At 47.4% G+C, this 22,755-nt stretch carries 19 protein-coding genes and 2 pseudogenes; 10 read left to right on the top strand and 11 right to left on the bottom strand.

The window, feature by feature from the left end; all coding sequences use genetic code 11:
* Positions 1–18: 18 nt before the first annotated feature.
* Genes AOC06_RS01130 through mpl form a run of 4 tightly spaced genes read right to left on the bottom strand, consistent with a single transcriptional unit; the run spans position 19 to position 5,033 of the window.
* Positions 19–897 (bottom strand): energy transducer TonB family protein, encoded by an 879-nt coding sequence (locus tag AOC06_RS01130; RefSeq protein WP_215380554.1) that lies wholly within the window; start codon positions 895–897, stop codon positions 19–21.
* The gene (locus tag AOC06_RS01125; RefSeq protein ID WP_215380552.1) at positions 878–2,866 is read right to left on the bottom strand and encodes a ribonuclease catalytic domain-containing protein; all 1,989 of its coding nucleotides are present in this window, start codon (positions 2,864–2,866) and stop codon (positions 878–880) included. Before AOC06_RS01125 ends, AOC06_RS01130 begins: the two co-directional genes overlap by 20 nt.
* 2 nt (positions 2,867–2,868) lie before the next feature.
* On the bottom strand, positions 2,869–3,603 hold the full coding sequence (gene fabG, locus AOC06_RS01120) for a 3-oxoacyl-ACP reductase FabG (RefSeq protein WP_215380550.1): 735 nt from the start codon (positions 3,601–3,603) through the stop codon (positions 2,869–2,871).
* Positions 3,604–3,644: 41 nt separating this feature from the next.
* Positions 3,645–5,033 carry a UDP-N-acetylmuramate:L-alanyl-gamma-D-glutamyl-meso-diaminopimelate ligase gene (gene mpl, locus AOC06_RS01115; protein WP_215380548.1) on the bottom strand — a complete coding sequence of 463 codons (1,389 nt, stop codon included), beginning with the start codon at positions 5,031–5,033 and terminating at the stop codon, positions 3,645–3,647.
* 26 nt (positions 5,034–5,059) lie between these two features.
* On the opposite strand from mpl, the gene AOC06_RS01110 reads away from it, so the two are divergent.
* The 7 genes and pseudogenes from AOC06_RS01110 (at position 5,060) to AOC06_RS01085 (ending at position 10,663) form a co-directional block, all read left to right on the top strand.
* Positions 5,060–5,587, top strand: coding sequence for a TlpA family protein disulfide reductase (locus AOC06_RS01110; protein ID WP_215380547.1), 528 nt, complete (start codon positions 5,060–5,062; stop codon positions 5,585–5,587).
* Positions 5,588–5,825: 238 nt separating this feature from the next.
* On the top strand, positions 5,826–6,275 hold the full coding sequence (gene aroQ / locus AOC06_RS01105; RefSeq protein WP_215380545.1) for a type II 3-dehydroquinate dehydratase: 450 nt from the start codon (positions 5,826–5,828) through the stop codon (positions 6,273–6,275).
* Between the two features lie 25 nt (positions 6,276–6,300).
* Complete coding sequence (gene accB, locus AOC06_RS01100; protein ID WP_215380543.1) at positions 6,301–6,774, top strand: acetyl-CoA carboxylase biotin carboxyl carrier protein; 474 nt, start codon at positions 6,301–6,303, stop codon at positions 6,772–6,774.
* 12 nt (positions 6,775–6,786) lie between these two features.
* Positions 6,787–8,151, top strand: a complete 1,365-nt coding sequence (gene accC, locus AOC06_RS01095) for an acetyl-CoA carboxylase biotin carboxylase subunit (RefSeq protein WP_215380541.1) — start codon at positions 6,787–6,789, stop codon at positions 8,149–8,151.
* A 2-nt stretch (positions 8,152–8,153) separates the two neighbouring features.
* Positions 8,154–9,077: pseudogene (gene prmA / locus AOC06_RS08795) on the top strand (50S ribosomal protein L11 methyltransferase); the annotation flags it as partial.
* A gap of 105 nt (positions 9,078–9,182) precedes the next feature.
* Positions 9,183–9,677, top strand: a complete 495-nt coding sequence (locus tag AOC06_RS08790; RefSeq protein ID WP_500797038.1) for a DUF3426 domain-containing protein — start codon at positions 9,183–9,185, stop codon at positions 9,675–9,677.
* Between the two features lie 26 nt (positions 9,678–9,703).
* Positions 9,704–10,663, top strand: a complete 960-nt coding sequence (locus AOC06_RS01085; protein ID WP_215380537.1) for a carbohydrate kinase family protein — start codon at positions 9,704–9,706, stop codon at positions 10,661–10,663.
* 192 nt (positions 10,664–10,855) lie between these two features.
* Here the strand turns inward: AOC06_RS01085 and AOC06_RS01080 are convergent, their stop codons facing one another.
* The 5 genes from AOC06_RS01080 to AOC06_RS01060 all read right to left on the bottom strand — a co-directional run bounded on the left by AOC06_RS01080 (position 10,856) and on the right by AOC06_RS01060 (position 17,601).
* Positions 10,856–11,131: a hypothetical protein gene (locus AOC06_RS01080; RefSeq protein ID WP_371818427.1), complete on the bottom strand. Its 276-nt coding sequence runs from the start codon at positions 11,129–11,131 to the stop codon at positions 10,856–10,858.
* 332 nt (positions 11,132–11,463) lie between these two features.
* Positions 11,464–12,642, bottom strand: a complete 1,179-nt coding sequence (locus AOC06_RS01075) for a ribonucleotide-diphosphate reductase subunit beta (RefSeq protein ID WP_215381655.1) — start codon at positions 12,640–12,642, stop codon at positions 11,464–11,466.
* A 44-nt stretch (positions 12,643–12,686) separates the two neighbouring features.
* Positions 12,687–15,668, bottom strand: coding sequence for a ribonucleoside-diphosphate reductase subunit alpha (locus tag AOC06_RS01070; protein ID WP_215380535.1), 2,982 nt, complete (start codon positions 15,666–15,668; stop codon positions 12,687–12,689).
* 269 nt (positions 15,669–15,937) lie between these two features.
* Positions 15,938–16,750, bottom strand: a complete 813-nt coding sequence (ampD, locus tag AOC06_RS01065; RefSeq protein WP_369411329.1) for a 1,6-anhydro-N-acetylmuramyl-L-alanine amidase AmpD — start codon at positions 16,748–16,750, stop codon at positions 15,938–15,940.
* A 2-nt stretch (positions 16,751–16,752) separates the two neighbouring features.
* Positions 16,753–17,601, bottom strand: coding sequence for a cytochrome C assembly family protein (locus tag AOC06_RS01060; RefSeq protein ID WP_215380534.1), 849 nt, complete (start codon positions 17,599–17,601; stop codon positions 16,753–16,755).
* A 20-nt stretch (positions 17,602–17,621) separates the two neighbouring features.
* Here AOC06_RS01060 and ffh point away from each other — a divergent pair, with 20 nt between their 5' ends.
* Positions 17,622–19,004, top strand: coding sequence for a signal recognition particle protein (ffh, locus tag AOC06_RS01055; RefSeq protein ID WP_215380532.1), 1,383 nt, complete (start codon positions 17,622–17,624; stop codon positions 19,002–19,004).
* Here the strand turns inward: ffh and AOC06_RS01050 are convergent, their stop codons facing one another.
* A complete protein-coding gene (locus tag AOC06_RS01050) occupies positions 19,005–20,747 on the bottom strand; it encodes a proline--tRNA ligase (RefSeq protein WP_215380530.1) in 1,743 nt (580 codons plus the stop codon).
* 48 nt (positions 20,748–20,795) lie between these two features.
* On the opposite strand from AOC06_RS01050, the gene AOC06_RS01045 reads away from it, so the two are divergent.
* Both AOC06_RS01045 and AOC06_RS01040 read left to right on the top strand, forming a co-directional pair.
* On the top strand, positions 20,796–21,395 hold the full coding sequence (locus AOC06_RS01045; protein ID WP_215352310.1) for an RNA pyrophosphohydrolase: 600 nt from the start codon (positions 20,796–20,798) through the stop codon (positions 21,393–21,395).
* Positions 21,388–21,957, top strand: a complete 570-nt coding sequence (locus AOC06_RS01040) for a CNP1-like family protein (protein ID WP_215380528.1) — start codon at positions 21,388–21,390, stop codon at positions 21,955–21,957. Before AOC06_RS01045 ends, AOC06_RS01040 begins: the two co-directional genes overlap by 8 nt.
* 9 nt (positions 21,958–21,966) lie before the next feature.
* Here AOC06_RS01040 and proB read toward each other — a convergent pair.
* Positions 21,967–22,743, bottom strand: a pseudogene (gene proB / locus AOC06_RS01035) (glutamate 5-kinase); the annotation flags it as partial.
* Between the last annotated feature and the right edge of the window lie 12 nt (positions 22,744–22,755).

Here is a 22,755-nt window from a genome sequence, read left to right as displayed (position 1 = left end):
AGAGGATAAGCGAATTTGCTAATGACGCAACTCTAGGCGGTCAGCGCTATCTCGAGTGAAGTCAAAGGTGGCAATCCAATCCAAGATATCAATTTGTTTTTGCATCGGCTCTGGGAACGCGCCAAACGGAGCCGAGGCTCGCACAATCGCGAGAGCTTGACGATCCAGCTCAGGATTTCCAGAGCTACGGCCAATACTCAGGCCATCCTTTCCTTGGGGGTTATTAATAATTCGCCCCTGAGAATCAACGCTCACGACAATCACGAGGCTGCCATAGAGGGGGTGCCCATTAGCGCGAGGAAAGAAGCTGCTGCCATAGGCCTCTATCTTTTGTCGCATCGCGTCGTAGTAATGGGCAAAGACCACTGACTTAGTACTTGCACTAGTCATGACTTGATGGCGCATCCCTTGCCCCTCAATTTGTAGCCGTTTTGCTAACTCAGCTTCCAAGGAGTTGAACTGGGGAGCAATATGCTGTGCTTCGCCACTTTTTTGACCGCCAGACTTGGATCGTTCGGTCTCTAATTTCGCCAGCATTTGCTTTTGCTGTTTCTCCAATACCTCCAGACGCGCCTCAGCACCCAAGCGCGCTCGATGCAAGGCTGTGGCGTCCCGATCCAAGGTAGAACCGCCGCCCTGTAAATCAACTTGTGCTAATTTGTTTGCCTCTTGAGTTTTCGCATGACTAGTCGCGTTCACTAGAACCACGCTCAATGGGGTATTGAGTCGCCGAGCTTGAATTTCTCCCAAACCCCAGCGAAACGATAAAAAGATCAGATGGATGATCAAAGAAACGCAGATCGCTAATCCCAAAGGATGACGGCGCCAAGCTTGCTCAAATAAGGTCTGGGCTTTGCCCAGATGGAGCCATGTCTGCCTAGGAAGCGCTGGCATCATCCCTACCAATCACTGGTGCAGACTCAATCTGCAATACCCGAGCACTTGCGCTCAGCTGCAGTAAATCGAGATCCGTAATTTCAACCTCAGCTCTTGTCATACGGGGATGGGTCGCTAACTCAGGAATCGCGATATGCAAAGGTACTGCCTCAAGACGCGACATCCCTTCCTTGAGGTGTCGTACAAAAACGGTTTTAGGTAAACCCTGTTGTTGCAACCAGCGTAGACACCAATATTTTTCTAGGCGATCCTGAAACTCACCATAAGCTTGATAGCAGGTCTCAAAATCCGCAGCGATTCCCATCAAGCTGGCATCCTTTGGAGAAAAAGGTGCCACCATTTTGGCGGTAACACCATGCTTAGCCAAGGCAATCAATTGCCATTGATTCACTAAATCGGTATAGCGGCGCAATGGCGACGTAGACCAAGCATAGTAATCCAAACCTAAACCCTCATGAGGGCCTGGCGTCGTTTGCATCCGAGTGCGCAATGGACCCCAACCTTTTTGGGCTCTAAACAAACCGAGTAAGCCGTGCTCTGATAGCAAATGTCCTGCTCTGCTATTACAAAAGATCATCCACTCAGCAACAATCGTATCCAATATTGAACCGCGCTGACGTGGCACAATTTCAACGCACTGTTCACCAGAGCGTTCCTGAATCTCAAAATAGAAATCTCTTGCGAGCGCATTAGGATCGATGAGGCCTAATTGTTCAGCTCGCAGACCGTTTGCCACGCGTCGCTCTTGGCGAGCAGCATGCAAATGTTGGGCGCCCTTCCATAAGATTGCTAACTCCGCTTGAAATGGGAATGCCCCATTTTGCGCAAGCGCTTCTTCGGTCACTAAATGCTCGAGATCCTCAAGGCGTAAGTTAGCAACAATCGGTACACGCTCAACCAGAATCTCGAGAGTGCCCTGCTGGATTACATCATTTTCATCAAGGTCTACATACATTGAGAGTGCGGCACGCTCCCCACCCTCATCAAGCGAAAATTGTGCAATGACGGAATCAGGCAACATCGTCATCTTGTCACCGGGAAAATAGACCGTCGACATCCGATGACGTGCTACCAAATCAACTGGATCATCCTTTGCAATCACTAATCCAGGGGCTGCAATATGGATGCCGATGCGGTGACCACCACCCTCTAGCGGAGTAACAGATAGAGCATCATCAATCTCTGTGGTGCCAGAGTCATCAATAGAAAATGCTTTGACCTGCGCCAGAGGCAACTCAGCAAAAGCAGAGTCACAAAGAGCTTGGTCAATGACGGTTTGCTCATGATGCTCAGCGCCATGCGGGAAATGGGTCTTGAGAAACATTTCCTGATGAAAGGCCAGTGGAGAGTCTATAGCTCCACAACGAATCATCAATTGGACTGCAGACTCACCGGTCTCTACACATGCAGCTTGCAGTGCCTTGTAGGCATTGGTATTTTTATCAGGATTGAATAACAACTGCTTCGCGATAGAACGCAAAGTTTCCGGAAATTGGCCTGCAATCAAATCCTGTTGCCAAACTTGTTGCTGCTCTAATTCTTTTTTCTTACGCTCAATCGCTGCCAAACCTGCCTGCAATTGTTCTAAAGGGGCTCGCTGAAAACGTCCGCGCCCCTTGCGCCGAAAAAATACGGGGGCACCTTGCAATGCGAGACCGAGAGCCAGTTGTTGCGCAATACTAGCTTGATTACCAAAATACTCTTGCGCAACATCAACTAAACCAAATTCCTCATCAGGAGCACAGTCCCACAATAATTGCAAATCAATACTGGCCGACAAATCATTGGCCTCACTCATGACAGTATGCGCATCCGCATTTTCAAAGCGCAACCAAACCTCTTTTGCCTTGAGTTTGATTTTTTTACCTGAGAGCGTTGTAGCTTGCCACGATTCTGCATCTCCTGAACCGCTGGCAGATTGAGTGGTAGCAATCTTGAGATCGCCACCCTCTTCGAATAAAAGATGCATGTTTAAAGGGAGATTCCGCCGCTGGCTTCGAGTGCAACGCCATTGACATAACTTGCTTCATCACTAGCTAAGAATAAATACACATTCGCCATTTCTTCTGGAGTACCCAAACGACCAAGCCAACTCCGTTTTTCAATATCTTGGAGAACATTTTCTGGCATTGCTTTCACCATCTCCGTCGAAATAAAACCAGGGCAGATAGCATTTACTCGTACGCCCTTGGCCCCGAGTTCGCGAGCCCAAGTCTTAGTGAATCCAATGACGCCGAACTTCGTCGCCGAATAATTGGTTTGTCCAAAATTTCCGTAGATGCCAACCACACTCGATGCATTGACAACAGCACCTTTACCTTTTTCTAACATGTGCGGCACGACGAGTTGAGTGCAATTAAAAACACCCTTGAGGTTGACATCAATGACGGCATCAAACTGAGCCTCGGTCATTTTTACGAGTCTGGCGTCCTGTGTAATACCGGCATTATTGATCAAAATATCGATCTTTCCATGACGCTCCAGAATTTGATCTACCGCTGACTGAATACTGGCCCGATCAGTGACATTCACTATATAAGGCTCTGCATTGGGTATCTGGGCAGCCGCAGACTTGACAGCTTCGAGGCTGACATCGGCAATCATTACTTTTGCGCCCTCCTCGGCAAAACGCTTGGCAGTTGCAAAGCCAATACCTTTAGCGGCACCAGTAATGATGGCAACCTTATCTTTCAGTCTTTCGCTCATTTAGATCTTCTTTTCTTTACTTAAGACTTCATTGAACACATTCATAGTGCTTGCAAAATCTTTTGGTGCACGCCGCCAAAGCCACCGTTGCTCATCACCAAAATATGATCCCCTGGCTTTGCTTCTTTGGTGATTGCTTTGACCAAAACATTTAAGTCATCATGCGCCTGAGCCCTAGCCGACTGTTGATTCAAGGGCGACAAGACTGCTGCTAAATCCCAGCCTAAACTCTCTTTACCAGATTTGGCGCCATAGGCAAAAATCAAATCGGCTTTGTCTAAGCTGGCAGGGAGTTGTGCTTTCATCACGCCAAGCTTCATGGTGTTAGAACGAGGTTCAAGTACAGCCAAAATTCTGGCATTACCCACTCTGCGACGCAGACCATCTAGGGTGGTGGCAATGGCTGTGGGATGATGCGCAAAATCGTCATAGACGGTGATCTCATTTGCCATGCCAATCGTTTCTAAACGACGCTTCACATTCCTAAATTCACCCAAGGCGTTTGCAGCGTCCTCAGGACGAATGCCAATATGATTTGCAGCCGCAATCGCTGCTAAGGCATTGAGTTGGTTATGGCGTCCCATTACTCCAGAATCTATTGCCCATCTGACCGTGGCCACCTCTTTACCGGAATGTAAGACAGTGAAATCGTCTCCTGGCAAGGAAATCAGCCCCCACGTATTTTGTGACTCTTGACCAAATGTCTCTACTGGAGCCCAAGCTCCTCGAGTAATGACACGCTCTAATGCAGGCTCTTCGCCATTAACAACGACCAAACCGCTACTAGGCACTGTTCTCACCAAATGATGAAATTGAGTTTCAATTGCTGCCAGATCAGAAAAAATATCGGCGTGATCAAATTCCAAATTATTCAGAATTGCAGTACGGGGTCGATAGTGAACAAACTTACTGCGTTTATCAAAAAAGGCAGTGTCGTATTCATCCGCTTCGATGACAAAAAATGGACTCTCGCCTAAACGTGCTGATACCGTAAAGTTGAGAGGCACCCCACCAATTAAGTAGCCTGGTTTGTAATTGTTGTATTCCAAAATCCATGTGAGCATAGCGGAGGTGGTCGTTTTTCCATGCGTACCCGCAACTGCTAAAACATGACGACCAAATAAAACTTGCTCTCCCAACCACTGTGGGCCTGAGATATAAGGCAGGCCTTGATTGAGGATAGCCTCCATCAACGGATTCCCACGAGAAACCACATTACCAATCACGAATAGATCGGGCATGGTTTCAAACTGAGATAATTGTTCTGGGGAATATCCTTCTATCAATTCAATACCCTGCGCTTCAAGCTGGGTACTCATTGGTGGATAGACGTTTGCATCACACCCCGTTACACGATGGCCTGCCTGCCTGGCGATAGCAGCAATGCCGCCCATGAAGGTGCCGCAAATGCCTAAGATATGAATATGCATGAAGGAATTTTAGCTAAGGACTAGTAATGAATCGCAGACAGTGGCTCACTATCATCGCAATTGGTTTTTTTGCCCTCCTCGCTGGAGTATTCAGCTCGCACTGGATCAACCAACCCCAGCTAGCCAGTGAGGTCGCTATTGAGCATTTTTTGGGACATGATTGGCAAGATCCTGATGGCAAGCCAGCCAACAGTGCCAATTGGCAAGGCAAGCTCTTGGTAGTCAACTTTTGGGCTTCCTGGTGTCCACCCTGTGTTGAAGAAATGCCGGCTTTGAGCCGCCTTCAAACCGAGTTTAAGCAACAAAATGTCCTATTTGTCGGTATCGGTATCGATTCACCCTCTAATATTCGCGAATTCCTTAAAAAGACTCCAGTTACTTACCCGATAGTGATTGGCGGAATGGATGGCAGCAATATCAGCAAAGAGATGGGGAATACTCAAGGAGCCCTTCCCTTTACGGTTGTCATTAACTCTCAAGGGAAAGCCGTTAGTAGTAAATTAGGAAAAATAAGCGAAGATGAGCTAAAAAGCATCATAAAAGCTAATTTATAGAAGATCTTAGACAAATTTACTGTGATTCATTCATCAGATATTGATGGCATTTTGCCTACTTTTTAAGCAAAATTCCTTTCATATTAGGGTGATTCATAGTTAAAAGGTTGGTTTTTAAACCTCCTGAAAGGGTATACTGAGCTGGAACTGGACGGCCTCAAAAACCCCTTAAATCAGCCTTTTTAGCTAAAAGCCAAATTAATCAACTGATCTCAAAAGCGCTTAAAAACACTTATCTATGTCAAAAAATCCTTCAATTCTGGTAGTTCAAGGACCTAATCTCAATCTACTAGGTAGTCGCGAGCCCGAGGTTTATGGCAAAACCACCCTGGAAGATATCCACCGAAAGTTGGAGCAATTGGCTAAAAGCCACGCTGTGAGTCTAGATACCTTTCAAAGTAACCATGAAGGCGAGCTAATTGATCGCATTCAGAAAGCCAAACAGGATGGGGTGGATTTCATCATCATTAACCCAGGTGCTTTTACTCATACGAGCGTTGCCCTTAGGGACGTCCTGGCAGGCGTAGCTATTCCCTTCATTGAAGTTCATCTCTCAAATATTCACCAGCGAGAAGAATTCCGGAAACATTCTTATTTATCCGACATTGCTATCGGAGTGATTTGCGGTCTTGGCGCACTTGGTTACGAATTAGCAATGACAGCGGCAATTACCCGCATACAAAAATAACTGTTCATAGAAAAAGGGTTAAACCATGGATCTTAGAAAACTCAAAACCTTAATCGATCTCGTTGCTGAATCCGGCATCTCAGAATTAGAAGTGAACGAAGGCGAAGATCGCGTTCGCATTGTGAACGCCGGAACATCAAATACTGGCGGTGGGCAAGTGGTTTATGCAAACCCCACACCGATGCAAGCGATGCAGTCTGTCCCTGCTCCCCTTGCCTCCTCAGCTAGCGCACCAGCAGCCGCTGAAAGTCCTGCCGTGGAGACTGGATTCACAGTGCACTCGCCGATGGTCGGCACTTTCTATAGAGCACCCAATCCCGAGTCTCCAGATTTTGTAAAAGTAGGCGATACCGTCGCGGTAGGCCAAACACTGTGCATCATCGAAGCCATGAAATTACTCAATGAGATTGAGGCTGAAAAAGCGGGCGTCATTAAACAAATTCTGTGTGAAAACGGTCAGGGTGTTGAATTCGATCAACCGCTCTTCGTCATCGCTTAACTTTAGGTCTCCATGTTCGATAAGATTCTGATTGCTAATCGGGGCGAAATCGCTCTGCGGATTCAACGCGCTTGCCGAGAATTGGGTATCAAAACAGTTGTGGTCTATTCCACTGCCGACAAAGAGGCAAAGTACGTCAAGCTGGCCGATGAAGCGGTTTGCATCGGCCCGCCACCGTCCCCCTTAAGTTACCTCAATATGCCGGCAATTATTTCTGCTGCAGAAGTCACTGATGCTGAGGCGATTCATCCTGGATACGGTTTTCTTTCCGAGAATGCTGACTTTGCAGAGCGTGTTGAGAAATCTGGTTTTGCTTTTATCGGACCCAAAGCGGAGTCCATTCGCCTCATGGGCGATAAAGTCTCTGCCAAACGGGCCATGATCAAAGCGGGCGTTCCCTGCGTACCTGGTTCAGAAGGTGCCCTACCTGATGATCCTAAAGAAATTATTGCAACAGCAAAACGGGTTGGTTACCCAGTGATTATTAAAGCAGCTGGCGGTGGTGGTGGACGCGGCATGCGAGTGGTACATACTGAAGCGGCCCTGATTAATGCCGTCAATATGACGCGTGAAGAAGCGGGCAGGGCCTTTGGCAATCCAGAGGTTTACATGGAAAAGTTTTTAGAGAAGCCACGCCATGTTGAGATTCAGATACTCGCTGATACCCATGGCAATGCCATCTGGTTAGGCGAACGCGATTGCTCGATGCAACGCCGTCACCAAAAAGTGATTGAGGAAGCACCAGCTCCTGGAATTGATCGTCGCTTGATTGCCAAGATCGGCGAGCGTTGTGCCGAGGCCTGCAGAAAAATTGGCTATCGTGGTGCTGGCACATTTGAGTTTCTGTATGAAGATGGCGAATTTTTCTTCATTGAAATGAACACCCGTGTACAGGTTGAGCATCCTGTTACCGAAATGATTACGGGTGTAGATATTGTGCAAGAGCAAATTCGGATTGCAGCCGGTCTGAAGTTAGCCTACCGTCAAAAAGATATTGTCTTTCGTGGACATGCTATCGAGTGCCGCCTCAATGCCGAAGACCCCTTCAAGTTCACACCCAGCCCTGGCCGAATTCAGTCTTGGCATATGCCAGGAGGTCCTGGTATTCGGGTTGACTCTCATGCTTACAGCGGCTATGTAGTGCCATCAAACTATGACTCGATGATCGGCAAACTGATTTCCTACGGCAATACTCGCGAGCAAGCAATTCGTCGCATGCAAATCGCTCTCTCAGAAATGGTGATCGATGGCATCACAACCAATGTCCCGCTGCATCGGGAGTTGATGCTTGATCCGAACTTCATCGAGGGTGGAACCAGTATTCATTACCTAGAGCACCGCCTAGAAGAGCAAGCAGCTAGTCGCGGTAAAGCCTAAAGATGGCCTATCGTGAACTCATTTTTACGGTCGTTGCTGAAATTGCAGAACCCTTGGGGGATGCACTGCTCGAACTCGGAGCCCTCTCTGTCACCGTAGAAGATGACGCAGCAGGTGGCTATGATGAAAACCCGCTGTATGGTGAGCCTGGTTTATCTCCCGAAGTTCAAGCTTGGGATCGCTCATCCGTCACAGCGCTCTTCAATCCCGAAATGGATCAATCCGATGCGCCGGATTTCATCAACAACTTGTTGGCTGCTCTAAAGGATCTGGGTTTTGAGATTCAAGCTCCCGAGGAAAAGCGTGTTGAAGAACAAGATTGGGTGCGGCTGACACAAAGTCAATTTGCACCAATTCAGATCGGTAAACGCATCTGGGTAGTTCCCTCTTGGCATGAGACGCCGTCGAACGATCCTCAAGCGATTTGTCTTGCAGTAGACCCGGGGTTAGCGTTTGGCACTGGCAGTCACCCCACCACCCACCTCTGTTTGCTCTGGCTAGAGCAACATACTCAATTGCTTAATCAAACCTTGCTCGATTACGGATGTGGCTCAGGCATATTGGCAATCGCGGCTGCAAAACTTGGATGCACTGCCGTCGTTGGAACTGATATTGATCCGCAAGCGATCGTCGCCGCTCGAAGTAATGCCCAGATCAATCAGGTCGATATTCAATTTGTTCTTCCGAATGAGGGAGCGCTTGAACTTGCACCTGAGGTCAAATACGACATTGTGATGGCGAACATCCTTGCCAACCCTCTTCAAGTTCTAGCGCCAGCTTTGGTCAACAAAATCCGTCCCGGCGGCCAAATTGTGTTGTCTGGGGTCTTGGCGCGCCAAGCAGATGAGGTCGTAGCGACCTATCGCCAATGGCTAGAGCTATCGATCTGGAAAGAAAGTGATGGATGGGTTTGTTTGCAGGGAACTCTACCAAGCAAATCTCAGGGTCATTTTTTAGTCGGGCTCAAAAAAAAAGTTAGGCCAGTCTTGTTAGTCTTGTTTTTGATTCTGACTCTCTTGTTTGGCGAGCATATGTTTAGACAAACCCTACTCCCAGCATTAGCACCAATCTCAGATAACAATGCAAATACGTTTTCACACCGTGCTTTTTTTGTGCTGCAACAAATTGATCGCAAATTATGTAGCGCCTTAGGCTGCATAGATCGCCCTGTAAGCGATTTTTCAGCATGGAAGATCAACTCTGCCAGTCTTGCACTCGATCACGCTCAAGAGGGGCTTATAAATCCTTCTAAGCAATCTATTTTGAGAGTTGACATCAACAATCGCATTGGAATTGCTGTTTTATGGCCCAATTTAGAAATTTCTTTGACAGATCCCGAGGAAACCGTAATTCAAACGATTGAATTTTCTCCCTCCGAATGGATCCCTGCTCAGTTTCAAGAACTTCATCCCAACTTTTTGCGCACTGGCGCACCTGCTTTAGAAAATATTCATACTGAACTAGTAATTACCCTGCCCAATCAAGTGGCGGGCTACCGTGTTCGACTGTTTTATCCTTCTCACTAATTTTTTCTCTTAAACGGAATCTTTTTATGGCCAGCTTAATTTGCGGTTCAGTCGCTTACGACACCATCATGAACTTTGAAGGCAAATTTGCTGATCAAATTCTTCCTGAGCAAATTCATATTCTCAATGTGGCCTTTCTAGTACCCACTATGCGTCGAGAATTCGGGGGCTGTGCAGGCAATATTGCCTATAACTTGCATCTCCTCGGCGGGGATCCCATCATCATGGCAACAGTCGGTGGTGATGCTGATCCTTACCTACATCATTTCCAAGCACTCGAGATTGATGCCACCCATATTCGCCAGATCAAAGATGCTTTTACAGCGCAAGCAATGATCACGACCGATCAATCCAACAATCAAATTACGGCCTTTCATCCTGGCGCCATGAATGAATCGCACCTCAATTTAGTCTCTAGCGTAGTTGACGAACGCACCCAAAGCAAAAAGGGACAAGCCAAAATCGGTATTGTGGCCCCAGATGGTCGTCAAGGGATGTGGGAACACTGTCATCAATTGGCTAACGCAGAAATCCCATTCATCTTTGATCCGGGACAGGGTTTGCCCATGTTTAATGGCCCTGAATTATTAGAATTGATCGATTTGGCTAGCTACCTTGCAGTCAATGACTACGAAGGTGAAATGCTTGCCAAAAGAACCGGGATGAGTCTAGACAAAATTGCTGAGCGGGTGAAGGCGCTGATTGTGACCAAGGGTGCCGAAGGTGCTGAAGTTTATTCAGGCGGCAAAAAGATTGCTATTCCCCCAGTACCCGCCGCCAAAGTTGTTGATCCTACCGGCTGTGGCGACGCATTCAGAGGTGGTCTCCTCTATGGCCTCGAAAATGGCATGGACTGGGAAACCACTGGCCGACTGGCTAGCCTAATGGGCTCCATCAAAATTACCCACCAAGGGCCGCAAAACCACAAACCCTCCAAAGATGAGATTAGCGCCCAGTTCAAAACTGCTTTTGGCTTTCACTTCTAATGCGTTTGGGCAATAAAAAAGGGGCCTCATAAGAGACCCCTTGGAACTTCACACACCTACAAGCCGAAGCTTATGGACGTGTGCCAGTTGGGAAGGGCCAAGCAGCAGCAGGATTCAACGGAGTTGAAGCTGCAGCTTTTTTGGCAGCAGGCTTTTTAACAGAGCCCGCTTTTTTCTTCGCAGCAGGCTTACTTACTTTTTTTTTGCAGCTGGTTTACGCTTCTTAGCAGCTACTTTCTTAGCAGCAGGCTTCTTAGCAGCAACCTTCTTCTTAGCAGCTGGACGCTTCTTAGCAGCTACTTTCTTAGCAGCAGGCTTCTTAGCAGCAACCTTCTTCTTAGCAGCTGGACGCTTCTTAGCAGCTACTTTTTTAGCTGCTGGACGCTTCTTAGCAGCTGGACGCTTCTTAGCTGCAACTTTCTTAGCAGCTGGTTTCTTTGCAGCGGTTTTTTTCTTGGCGATTGCCATAATATTGCTCCTTCACGTGAGGATTAGTACAAACTACCGTTTAAGAAGACCCGACCACTCCATTCCATAAGGCCTTGCGGCATTAAAGAGTTGGCGAGCGAGCCATTCATCGGCGCGCGGCTTGATGCTTTGTACTGCACGCTAATGAATCTTGGAAAAAAAGCCGCGGCCCCAAAGGGCAACGGCTTTTTAAATGTGGTGAAAAAAATAGGGAGAGTAGCCCAGACACCCTTGAGCAAGGGTTTTCGGAATTTCGCCTGGTTTAACTGACTCTGAATACTATCCAACCGTCTAATCTCCTATTTAGCCGGATGTGCACTATTACTGACTGACTACTCCCAACTTAGCGCACCACCGGTTTGATACTCAATAACGCGTGTCTCAAAAAAGTTTCGTTCTTTCTTCAGATCTATCATTTCTGACATCCATGGGAATGGATTCTCTTCATTTGGGAACATTGCGTCAAGTCCTATTTGCAAACATCTGCGATTACAGATGTATCTTAGGTAACCTTTGAACATTGGCGCGTTCAATCCGAGCACTCCGCGAGGCATCGTATCCTCTGCATATCGATACTCTAATTCGACTGCTTTTTCAAAGATGGATTTGATCTCGTCTTTGAATGCAGAAGTCCATAACTGCGGGTTCTCCAGCTTGATTTGGTTAATTAAATCAATCCCAAAATTGCAGTGCATCGACTCATCGCGCAAGATGTATTGATACTGCTCAGCAGCACCCGTCATTTTGTTTTGGCGACCCATTGCAAGTATTTGCGTAAAACCAACATAAAAGAACAAACCTTCCATTACGCAAGCAAAAACAATCAGCGAACGAAGTAGTTTCTGATCATTTTCTAATGTGCCAGTCTGAAAATTCGGGTCAGTTAAGACATCAATAAATGGAATTAAGAATTGATCTTTAGCGCGAATAGATTCAATTTCGTTGTACGCATTGAAGATTTCAGCCTGATCTAGACCCAAAGATTCCACAATATATTGGTACGCATGGGTATGAATTGCCTCTTCAAAAGCTTGGCGCAAGAGGTACTGGCGGCATTCTGGAGCCGTAATGTGGCGATAAGTACCCAAAACAATGTTGTTCGCAGCCAAAGAGTCGGCCGTTGTAAAAAAACCGAGATTGCGTTTAATAATGCGACGCTCATCTTCTGTCAGGCCATTAGGATCTTTCCAAAGCGCAATGTCGCGGTTCATATTGATCTCTTGTGGCATCCAGTGGTTTGCACAACCCGCCAAATACTTTTCCCAAGCCCACTTATATTTAAATGGAACCAACTGATTAACGTCAGTCTTGGCATTAATCACGCGCTTATCGGCAGCATTGACGCGCAATGCTGCGCCGCCTGCCGCAGGGGCAGATTGCACTGGTGCAGCTTGCTGCGGTGCGATAGCAACTTGGTCTGGCTGTGGGCGCTGTACTTCAGCAACTACAGGCTGCGGTGCAAGACCGGTTCTTGCCAGGGCTGGCGCAACTTCTTCTTCCCAATTCAACATCATGCTCTCCTTAATTCTTTCTTGTCAGTCAATCAGCAAATGGCTTATTGACATGCTTCACATTCTTCGAAACCAGCGTCGCCTGGACGCATTGTGCAAACTGGACCGTCCGCCTCTACTGCACCAGCAGCACTTGCTGCAGCTGCATCGGTACCATTTACGCCACCACCACTAGAAACTGAGTTGAGTTGGCCACTAGCAACAGTGGATTTCTCAACGTGGGTTGCAGCCATCGTGCGAAGGTAATAGGTTGTCTTCAAACCGCGTAACCATGCCAACTTGTAAGTGTCGTCTAATTTCTTACCGGATGCACCGGCCATGTAAATATTCAAAGACTGGGCTTGGTCAATCCATTTCTGACGGCGGGAAGCGGCCTCAACCAACCAGCTTGGCTCCACTTCAAAAGCAGTTGCATACAAATCACGTAAATCTTGTGGAATACGATCGATTTTGGACAAGGTGCCATCGAAATACTTCAGATCGGCAATCATGACCTCATCCCATAGTCCGCGATCTTTCAAATCACGCACTAAGTACTCATTTACAACCGTAAATTCACCAGAAAGATTCGATTTAACAAATAGATTCTGGAAAGTAGGCTCGATACAAGCAGAAACGCCGATGATATTTGAGATCGTTGCGGTTGGGGCAATCGCCACACAGTTGGAGTTACGCATGCCATGCTGCTTGATCCGGCTACGCAAGCTATCCCAATTCATCTGGGAGGAAGCATCAACCTCAAGATAACCACCACGTTCTTGCGCCAACAAAGCTACCGAGTCCTGCGGGAGGATGCCGCGATCCCACAAAGAGCCTTTATAGGTGCTGTAGGTACCGCGCTCTTCAGCCAACTCGCTAGACGCTAAATAGGCGTAATAGCAAATTGCTTCCATTGAAGAATCTGCAAACTTCACCGCTTCATCGCTAGCGTAAGGAATGCGCAGCATATGCAAGCAATCCTGGAAGCCCATGATGCCCAAACCCACTGGACGATGCTTGAGATTAGAATTGCGTGCTTTAGCTACTGCGTAATAGTTGATATCGATCACGTTATCCAACATGCGCATTGCAGTGCGGATCGTCTTGTGCAACTTCTCGTGATCCAAAATCATCTTGCCTGATGCATCTGTGGTCATGTGCGCAGTTAAGTTCACTGAGCCTAAGTTACAAACCGCGATTTCAGACTCATTGGTATTGAGAGTGATCTCAGTACATAGATTAGATGAGTGCACCACACCAATATGCTGCTGTGGGCTACGGATGTTACAAGGATCTTTGAAAGTAATCCAAGGATGGCCGGTCTCAAACAACATACCGAGCATCTTGCGCCATAACTGCTGCGCCGGAATTCTGCGGAAAGGTTTGATCTCGCCAGCATCGGCTTTCTTTTCATAGGCAACATATGCCTCTTCAAACGCTTTGCCATACTTGTCGTGCAAATCTGGCGTGTTGGATGGGGAGAACAAAGTCCAGTCACCATTTTCCATAACGCGCTTCATGAACAAATCTGGAATCCAGTTTGAGGTATTCATATCATGAGTACGACGACGATCATCGCCAGTGTTCTTACGCAACTCTAAGAACTCTTCAATATCCAAGTGCCATGTTTCGAGGTAGGCACACACCGCGCCCTTACGCTTGCCGCCTTGGTTAACCGCAACTGCGGTGTCGTTCACCACTTTCAAGAATGGCACAACACCTTGTGACTTACCGTTAGTACCTTTAATGTGACTACCGAGCGCACGCACGTTAGTCCAGTCATTGCCAAGACCACCAGCAAACTTAGACAGCAAAGCGTTCTCTTTCAAAGCTTCATAGATGCCATCCAAATCATCATCAACTGTTGTCAGATAACAGCTTGAGAGCTGAGGACGAGTGGTAGCTGAGTTGAACAAAGTTGGTGTGCTGGACATGAAATCAAATGTAGACAAGATTTCATAGAACTCAATTGCACGACGCTCACGGTCCATTTCATTCAAAGCCAGGCCCATAGCAACCCGCATGAAGAAGGCTTGTGGCATTTCAATGCGACGATCTTCGATATGTAAGAAGTAGCGGTCATACAAGGTTTGCAAGCCAAGGTAGTTAAATTGCAAATCGCGATTTGCATTCAAAGCTGCAGCCAGTCTTGGTAAATCGTATTCACGCATGCGCGGATCTAACAATTCAGCAGCAATACCTTCGTTGATGTACTTAGCGAAGTAAGTGCTGTATTCAGCCTGCATATCACCTTGCAATACTTCACGACCCAAAATTTCTTTACGAATCACGTGCATCAGAATGCGTGCTGTCACTTGACTATAGGCTGGATCTTTTTCGATCAAAGTGCGTGAAGCCAAGATCGCAGAGTCATACACCTGCGCCATTGGCACACCGTCATACAGATTTTTGATGGTTTCAGTAATGATGGGTGTGGCATCGATGTGATTGCCAAGGCCTTCGCAAGCAGCTTCAATGACGGTGCGCAAAGCAGCCATATCCAACCACTTCTCTTGGCCGTTATCGGTCACCTTAATACCTGACTCAGCTGCCTGGGTAGCTGCCTGGGCTTCTTGTGAAACGCCTTGTTGGGCTGCGCGCTCTTGATTGCGCTTTTCACGGTAAAGCACATAAGCGCGGGCCACATTGTGCTCGCCACTGCGCATCAATGCCAATTCCACTTGATCTTGGATATCTTCAATGTGGAAAGTGCCACCATTTGGACGGCTACGCAATAAAGCGCGGACAACTGCGTGGGTTAATTGCTCAACTTGTTCACGCACACGAGCAGAAGCAGCGCCTTGACCACCATTGACCGCCAAGAAGGCTTTGGTAACGGCAATGGCAATCTTTGATGGCTCGAAAGCCACTACAGAACCGTTACGACGAATGATTTTGTAGTCCGAAAGCTGGGTTGCTTGGGTCCCACCTACCCCGCCGGCCACAAAGCCAGCGGAAGGCGTCTGACTTACTGAACTACCAGGGTTCGAGCCCTGATTGGCTACCCCAGCTTGTTGGTCAGCGGTTTGTGGATTGGCGTATGTCATGTTTTTCCTACTTATATATAGTGATCGGGTAAAAAGTCTTTAAATACAAAGGGCTATTGTCTACAGAAAACACTACATCTAGTGTTTTTTTATTCATTTGATACTAAGTATAGGGAAATATTTCCAGTTTAGTAAGACTTTTATTACAAATTTGCGTAAGTATTTTCACTAGTCTTCAGCACCAATTTGAGTCATTTTTAAACTGAAATATTTGAGCCCTTTTCAATGGGGCTAGAGAAGTGAGTAGATCCTCACATCAAAATTTTTGACTAGCGAGAATCCAGTCCAAATGGGAAATTTTTCTCAGGAATGAGTGTTGTTTTCTGCAACTTAGCCCAGTCGAAATATTTTCCAGGGTCTGTTTTTCGTTGAGGTGCGATATCACTATGTCCTGCAAATTGGAGTTGGGGAAATGCTTTCTCCAAATATTGAAGCAATGAGCCGAGCTCTTGATACTGAATTTCTTCAAATGGAGAATCGCCGTCCCCCTCCATTTCGATCCCGATCGAGAAATCATTACAGCGCTCTCTACCCAAAAACTCAGAGACCCCCGCATGCCAGGCCCTTTGCTTGGCAGAGACCAATTGAAAGACTTGACCCTGGCGAGAAATTAAAAAGTGACTAGATACTTTTTGGCCGTCAATTTCTTCAAAGTAAGGGTGAGCAGTCGGATCAAGCTTGTTTTGAAAAAAATCAATGATGTATTGAGTACTCGCGCGCCTCTGAAACTCGCTGGGCGGCAAGCTAATGTGATGCATCACCACCAAGTCCGGAATACAGCCCTCTGGACGGGAATCATGGTTTGGGGAAGGTCGCCACAGGGCTGCCCCAAGCCAACCGGAATGATCTAGAGCGGACAGATGCTGAGCTGAACAATAAAAACGGTCTTCTTGTTTAATCGCCTCAGATTTTGGAAGGTGTACATGGCAAAGCTGACACTGCACCATTGGCTGCGGCGTGGCGCCTTTCCTTTGGGCCTCAAGCTGAGCTTGAGCGTGTCTTGCTTGTGCAACCCGCTCCTTACCTTTAAACCAATAGTAGAAGTAAGCAGCGCCCAGCACTAAAAGTAGCCACTTAATCAAGTTCAGACCTTATGGAGGATGACTTCCAAAACAAATCGGCTCCCTACGTATGCCAACAACAATGCGCTATAGGCACTTAACACCCAACGCACTGCCGCTCTGCCGCGTAACCCAACTCGCCAGCGCGCTGCTAACAGGGCGCCAAATAAAACCCAAGAGATCAGGGCAAAAACGGTTTTGTGATCAAACACCAAAGGTCTGCCAAACAGGGTTTGGGAAAAAAATAAGCCTGAAAACACTGTCAAACTCAAGAGCGCAAAGCCAACATAGAGAAGGCTAAACAATAGGTTTTCCATGGTGAGCAAGGGCGGCAGATCTTCTAGCCAATGCGCCAAAAATCCATTAGGCCGAATACTGAGCTGTCTATGCAAGGCCCGATCCTGAATACTCATCAACATAGCGTGCATTGCTGCCAGACTCAACAGGCCCACTGATAGCGTGGCAACAATAAAGTGCCCCTTGAACCAAGGATCAGAGACCGCAGCCGGGGACAGGAGAGTGCCTGGAAAAAGGCCTGGTAGCGCGGAGCAAACCATCGCAAAGATTAAGGCCATCCAACGCAAACTGACGATGGGCAAAAACCAAGACTGGAACCAATAAAAGACCAGGCCCGCCCACGCAATCAGGGAGAGATCTTGAGCAAAGCCAAAAACAAAGCCTTGAGCCGTAAAAACCGATTCATGCAACTGGATACCGTGAACGATCAGGATAAAAAAGATGCTGATGCGAACCAACCCAATAAAGAATGGGGATTGCGCCAAAGCCTGTGCACTTAAGGTCAAAAAGACTAAAAGCAGAAGATAAAGGGCTGGTGTGAGCCAACTGCAGCTGAGGTAACCTAAAATGTCCATCTAGAAAGTCTAATCCATAAATGCTAGAGAACCTGACCGATCGCCTATCTCGTGTTGTGAAAACCATGCGGGGACAAGCCCGCCTGACCGAAAGCAACACTACAGAAATGCTTCGGGAAATCCGCTTAGCCCTATTAGAGGCTGACGTAGCCCTTCCAGTCGTTAAAACGCTTCTTGAGCAAATTAAATTTAAAGCCCTTGGTGAAGAGGTGGTTGGAAGTCTGAGTCCTGGGCAGGCCTTAGTCGGGTTAGTCCAACGAGAACTCGCTCAGGTAATGTCTGGTGATGGGTTAAAGAGCGGTGAAATCAATTTAGCAACCCAACCTCCAGCAGTCATTCTGATGGCTGGCCTGCAAGGTGCTGGTAAAACCACTTCGGTAGGCAAACTGGCTAAATGGCTGCAAGAAAAAAAGAAAAAGAAAGTGCTCACCGTCTCATGTGACGTGTACCGCCCGGCTGCTATAGAACAGCTCGCTACCGTTAGCAAACAAGTTGGTGCCGAGTGCTTTCCGAGTAGCGTCGATCAAAAGCCCGCTGCTATTGCGCTTGCAGCCTTAGATTGGGCACGTCGTCATTACTTTGATGTCCTGCTGGTAGACACTGCTGGCCGACTGGGTATCGACGAGGTACTCATGCAAGAGATTGAAGATCTGCATGACAAACTCAACCCGATTGAGACCCTATTTGTCGTCGATGCCATGCTTGGTCAAGATGCGGTCAACACCGCCAAAGCTTTTCATGATGCGTTGCCACTGACGGGCGTCATTCTCACCAAACTGGATGGTGATTCACGTGGAGGTGCTGCGCTCTCAGTTCGCCAAGTAACGGGCGTACCCCTCAAGTTCATTGGCACTGCTGAAAAAATGGATGGGCTCGAAGCATTCGATGCCGAGCGTATGGCGAACCGTATTTTGGGCATGGGCGATATTTTGGCTCTGGTAGAACAGGCCCAACAAAGTGTGGATGTTGCTAAAGCAGAAAAGCTAGCAACAAAAATTTCTAAGGGAGGGTTTGATCTGGGAGACTTCCGAGATCAAATTTCTCAAATGCAGCAAATGGGTGGTATGGCCAGCCTAATGGATAAGCTCCCAAGTCATATGGCTCAGGCAGCTAGTAAAGCCAATATGGGTCAAGCTGACAAACAAATTGTACGGATGCGCGGCATCATTGATAGCATGACGCCAAAGGAACGCAGCAAACCTGAACTTCTGAAAGCCAGTCGTAAACGTCGTATTGCTGCAGGGGCTGGCGTTGAAGTTCAAGAGGTCAATCGCTTGCTCGCACAGTTTGAGCAAATGCAAACCATGATGAAGCAATTCAAGGGCGGTAAGATGGCACGCGCCATGGCGGGCATGGCCGCTAAAGGAGCCGCCAAGGGTATCGGCGGCTTATTTAAAAAGTAATTAAGCGACGAGTTGCTTTGCTGTATTCACAGCAGCAATTACTTTATCTTTGATTTCTGCAATCGGAATATTTTGGGACTCTGCATCAGTACGTCCTTTAAATTCCACCAGCGAATCTGCTAAGCCACGATCGCCAATCACTACCCGGAATGGTGCACCAATCAACTCCCAGTCTGCAAACATCGCGCCCGGACGCTCACCACGATCATCAAGGATCACGTCAATACCTGCCGCGATTAACTGTTCATGCAATTCGTCAGCAGCGGTCTTAACCTGCTCAGACTTGTCGTAATTCATCGGACAGATCACGACTTCAAATGGCGCCATCGAAATCGGCCAAACAATACCGCGCTCATCATGACCTTGCTCGATAGCAGCCCCGAGAAGACGCGTGACGCCAATACCATAGCAACCCATGACCATTGGCTGAGATTTACCTTGCTGATCAAGATAGGTACAGCCCATTGCCTCTGAATAACGTGTTCCCAATTGAAAAACGTGGCCGACTTCAATCCCTCGACAGATATCCACAACGCCTTTACCGTCTGGCGATGGATCGCCAATGACCGCATTGCGCAAATCCATCACCAAAGGCTCAGGTAGGTCGCGCACCCAATTCACACCGGTCAAGTGATGACCTGCTAGATTGGCGCCACAAACAAAGTCGGACATATTGGCGACAGTACGATCTGCCACAACTGTGACATCGGCACCAACACCAACAGGACCTAGGTAACCCGCTGGAGCATTACAGGCTTTTGAAATTTCGGCCTCTGTTGCAAATCGAGAATCCGCCATGCCAGGAATCTTGCTCGCTTTCACTTCATTGAGCTCGTGATCACCACGCAATAGCAACATAAATAATTTAGCCGGGCCTTTTTCTTGATCGACAGCAAATAAGAGAGACCTCACTGTTGTCTCAAGTGGGATATTTAAAAGAGCCGCCACTTCTGCACAATTCGTCTTATCTGGAGTCGCCACCTTTTGCATTGCCTGTTTTGCATCTGCTCTGCTGGCAATCAAGGCTAAAGATTCAGCGGCCTCTAGATTTGCTGCGTAATCCGAACTTGGACAATAGACGATCGCATCCTCGCCCGTATCTGCAATCACATGGAATTCTTGGCTACCAGAGCCACCGATCGCCCCGTTGTCTGCAGTTACAGCACGGAACTTGAGACCCATTCTTTGAAAAATGCGCGTGTAGGCATCGAACATCATTTGATAGGATTTCTTTAGGCCTTCTACATCACGGTCGAAAGAATAGGCATCCTTCATGCTGAACTCGCGCCCACGCATGATTCCAAAACGGGGGCGACGCTCATCCCGAAACTTTGTTTGAATCTGATAGAAATTGATGGGCAGTTGCTTGTAACTCTTGATCTCATTTCGTGCCAAATCAGTGATCACCTCCTCTGATGTAGGCTGAATTAAAAAATCACGCTCATGGCGATCTTTAATGCGGAGTAACTCTGGGCCCATTTTTTCCCAACGGCCAGTTTCTTGCCAAAGCTCGGCAGGTTGAATCATGGGCATTAATAATTCAATTGCACCTGCGCGATTCATTTCCTCGCGAATGATGTTTTCTACCTTACGAATCACCTTTAACCCCAAAGGGAGGTAGTTATAAATACCAGCGCTTAATTTTCGAATAAGCCCTGCGCGCACCATAAGCTTGTGCGAGACCACCTCCGCATCCGAGGGGGCTTCTTTTAGCGTCGCGAGAAATGATTGTGAAGCTTTCATGTATGGATATAATCAAATCGTTGATTTTAAAGGATTTGGGGCACGATCATGCTTGACCGTGAAGGATATAGAGCCAATGTTGGCATTGTCCTCCTCAATGGCCACAACGAGGTTTTCTGGGGAAAACGTGTTGGGCAGCATTCGTGGCAGTTTCCGCAGGGCGGAATTCAGCATGGCGAGAGTCCAGAAGAGGCCATGTATCGCGAATTGCATGAGGAGGTAGGCTTACTGCCTGAGCACGTCCAAATTATTGGGCGAACCCGGGATTGGCTTCGCTATGACGTCCCTGAAGAGTACTTGCGGCGACAACACCCTACCCGCGTTCATCGACCCGCCTATCGTGGTCAAAAGCAAATCTGGTTTCTATTGCGTTTAGTCGGGCTAGATAGTGATATTCATTTAAGAGCATCTGAGCACCCAGAATTTGATGCTTGGCGCTGGGTTCCATTCTGGATTGAGCTCAATTCCGTTATTGAATTCAAACGTGAGGTTTATCAGCTCGCTCTTTCTGAACTGGCTCGATATCTGAGTCGGAGTAGCAAAATGCAAGAATTGGTCTGGGGATCTCCTCTTGAACTCATGCAATCTTTTTATCCCAAAGAGGGCTCTGTCAAAGACGCAAAAGAGGGCAAATACTCGAATGATTAAATCCTTTCCAAAAAACCGCTTATGCATGCTGAGCACTTTCGCTTGTTTGATTTTGACTGCGTGCAGTGGTGACCCAATGGTGAGCGGAGTAGACCCTTTTGCACCAACCGTGTTTAAAGAGGGTAAAACTACTATGCCCTTAAATCCCCCAAACCCTGAAAAGCTTCAGTCTTTTTACGTTTCTAGAGAAACTGTTTTCAAGTTTTCAATTGATACGAGTGCCATCTTGATTGGAGCTGATGGTGTGACTCGGTATATCGTAGTCATGACTAATCCTAGCGGCCAACAACAAGCGCAATACGAAGGAATTCGCTGCGATAGCTATCAATGGCGACTATATGGAACTTTTGAACAGGGGGCCTGGAAACCAAACCCATTAAGCGAGTGGAAAGACATAAAGCTCCATACCCCAAACCGCTATCAAGCAGCACTAGCTCAGGGCGCCTTATGCAGCTTTAATAGTCAAGAGACCCATCTGCCGGCAGTTTTGCGTGCTCTTAACCCTGAGAAATTTACTGGTGGGACACAACCCTCTAATTCATTTGGTGTAATCGGCAACTAAATATTAATTAGCACTTAAGAGAGTGCCAATACTTTCGCCTACTAGTAGGCGAGTCAGGATATCCGCCTCCTTGCCAGAGGCAATCACTGTAGAGGCTCCAGTTTGAGCCGCCACTTTCGCAGCCAATACTTTAGTCAACATTCCACCCTTACTCAGATGACTGCCTGCACCACCCGCCATTTTTTCTAAGGCTGGATCACCAGCCATACCTTGACTGACTATATGGGCAGATACATCATGGCGTGGATCAGCAGTATATAAACCGCCCTGATCCGTCAGAATAATCAGAAGATCCGCCTCAATTAAATTACTTACTAATGCAGCTAAGTTATCGTTATCTCCGAATTTAATTTCATCGGTCACCACAGTATCGTTTTCATTAATGATGGGTATCACACCCAGCTTTAATAGCGTTTCTAGAGTCGCCTTGGCATTAGCATTGCGCTCATCATTTGCTAGATCTGCGTTCGTTAATAGAATTTGCGCACTCCGTAAATTGAAATGTGCAAAACAGCTTTCGTACACCTGAACCAAGCCCATTTGCCCAACCGCTGCTGCTGCTTGCAGCTGATGAATTTCTTGTGGTCTAGTAGTCCAACCTAAGCGCTGCATGCCTTCAGCAATTGCACCTGAGCTCACCATCAGCACCTGGTGCCCTGCTTTTAACAGTGCAGCAATTTGCTCTGCCCACTTCGCAATCGCCGCACGGTCTAAGCCCTCACCATTATTGGTAACAAGACTAGATCCAACTTTGACAACGACACGTTTTGATTGTCTGCTATTCATATGCGTGAATAC

The organism is Polynucleobacter paludilacus (assembly GCF_018687595.1).
GTDB classification, from domain to species: domain Bacteria; phylum Pseudomonadota; class Gammaproteobacteria; order Burkholderiales; family Burkholderiaceae; genus Polynucleobacter; species Polynucleobacter paludilacus.
Note: the sequence above shows the minus strand (reverse complement) of the source record. Positions and strands in the feature narration are given on the sequence as shown.

Excerpts from the sequence above, each read along its gene's own strand:
- AOC06_RS01130 (WP_215380554.1), bottom strand. The coding sequence starts at position 897 with ATGATGCCAGCGCTTCCTAGGCAGACATGGCTCCATCTGGGCAAAGCC.
- AOC06_RS01125 (WP_215380552.1), bottom strand. The coding sequence starts at position 2,866 with ATGCATCTTTTATTCGAAGAGGGTGGCGATCTCAAGATTGCTACCACT.
- fabG (WP_215380550.1), bottom strand. The coding sequence starts at position 3,603 with ATGAGCGAAAGACTGAAAGATAAGGTTGCCATCATTACTGGTGCCGCT.
- mpl (WP_215380548.1), bottom strand. The coding sequence starts at position 5,033 with ATGCATATTCATATCTTAGGCATTTGCGGCACCTTCATGGGCGGCATT.
- AOC06_RS01110 (WP_215380547.1), top strand. The coding sequence starts at position 5,060 with ATGAATCGCAGACAGTGGCTCACTATCATCGCAATTGGTTTTTTTGCC.
- aroQ (WP_215380545.1), top strand. The coding sequence starts at position 5,826 with ATGTCAAAAAATCCTTCAATTCTGGTAGTTCAAGGACCTAATCTCAAT.
- accB (WP_215380543.1), top strand. The coding sequence starts at position 6,301 with ATGGATCTTAGAAAACTCAAAACCTTAATCGATCTCGTTGCTGAATCC.
- accC (WP_215380541.1), top strand. The coding sequence starts at position 6,787 with ATGTTCGATAAGATTCTGATTGCTAATCGGGGCGAAATCGCTCTGCGG.
- AOC06_RS08790 (WP_500797038.1), top strand. The coding sequence starts at position 9,183 with ATGTTTAGACAAACCCTACTCCCAGCATTAGCACCAATCTCAGATAAC.
- AOC06_RS01085 (WP_215380537.1), top strand. The coding sequence starts at position 9,704 with ATGGCCAGCTTAATTTGCGGTTCAGTCGCTTACGACACCATCATGAAC.
- AOC06_RS01080 (WP_371818427.1), bottom strand. The coding sequence starts at position 11,131 with ATGGCAATCGCCAAGAAAAAAACCGCTGCAAAGAAACCAGCTGCTAAG.
- AOC06_RS01075 (WP_215381655.1), bottom strand. The coding sequence starts at position 12,642 with ATGTTGAATTGGGAAGAAGAAGTTGCGCCAGCCCTGGCAAGAACCGGT.
- AOC06_RS01070 (WP_215380535.1), bottom strand. The coding sequence starts at position 15,668 with ATGACATACGCCAATCCACAAACCGCTGACCAACAAGCTGGGGTAGCC.
- AOC06_RS01060 (WP_215380534.1), bottom strand. The coding sequence starts at position 17,601 with ATGGACATTTTAGGTTACCTCAGCTGCAGTTGGCTCACACCAGCCCTT.
- ffh (WP_215380532.1), top strand. The coding sequence starts at position 17,622 with ATGCTAGAGAACCTGACCGATCGCCTATCTCGTGTTGTGAAAACCATG.
- AOC06_RS01050 (WP_215380530.1), bottom strand. The coding sequence starts at position 20,747 with ATGAAAGCTTCACAATCATTTCTCGCGACGCTAAAAGAAGCCCCCTCG.
- AOC06_RS01045 (WP_215352310.1), top strand. The coding sequence starts at position 20,796 with ATGCTTGACCGTGAAGGATATAGAGCCAATGTTGGCATTGTCCTCCTC.
- AOC06_RS01040 (WP_215380528.1), top strand. The coding sequence starts at position 21,388 with ATGATTAAATCCTTTCCAAAAAACCGCTTATGCATGCTGAGCACTTTC.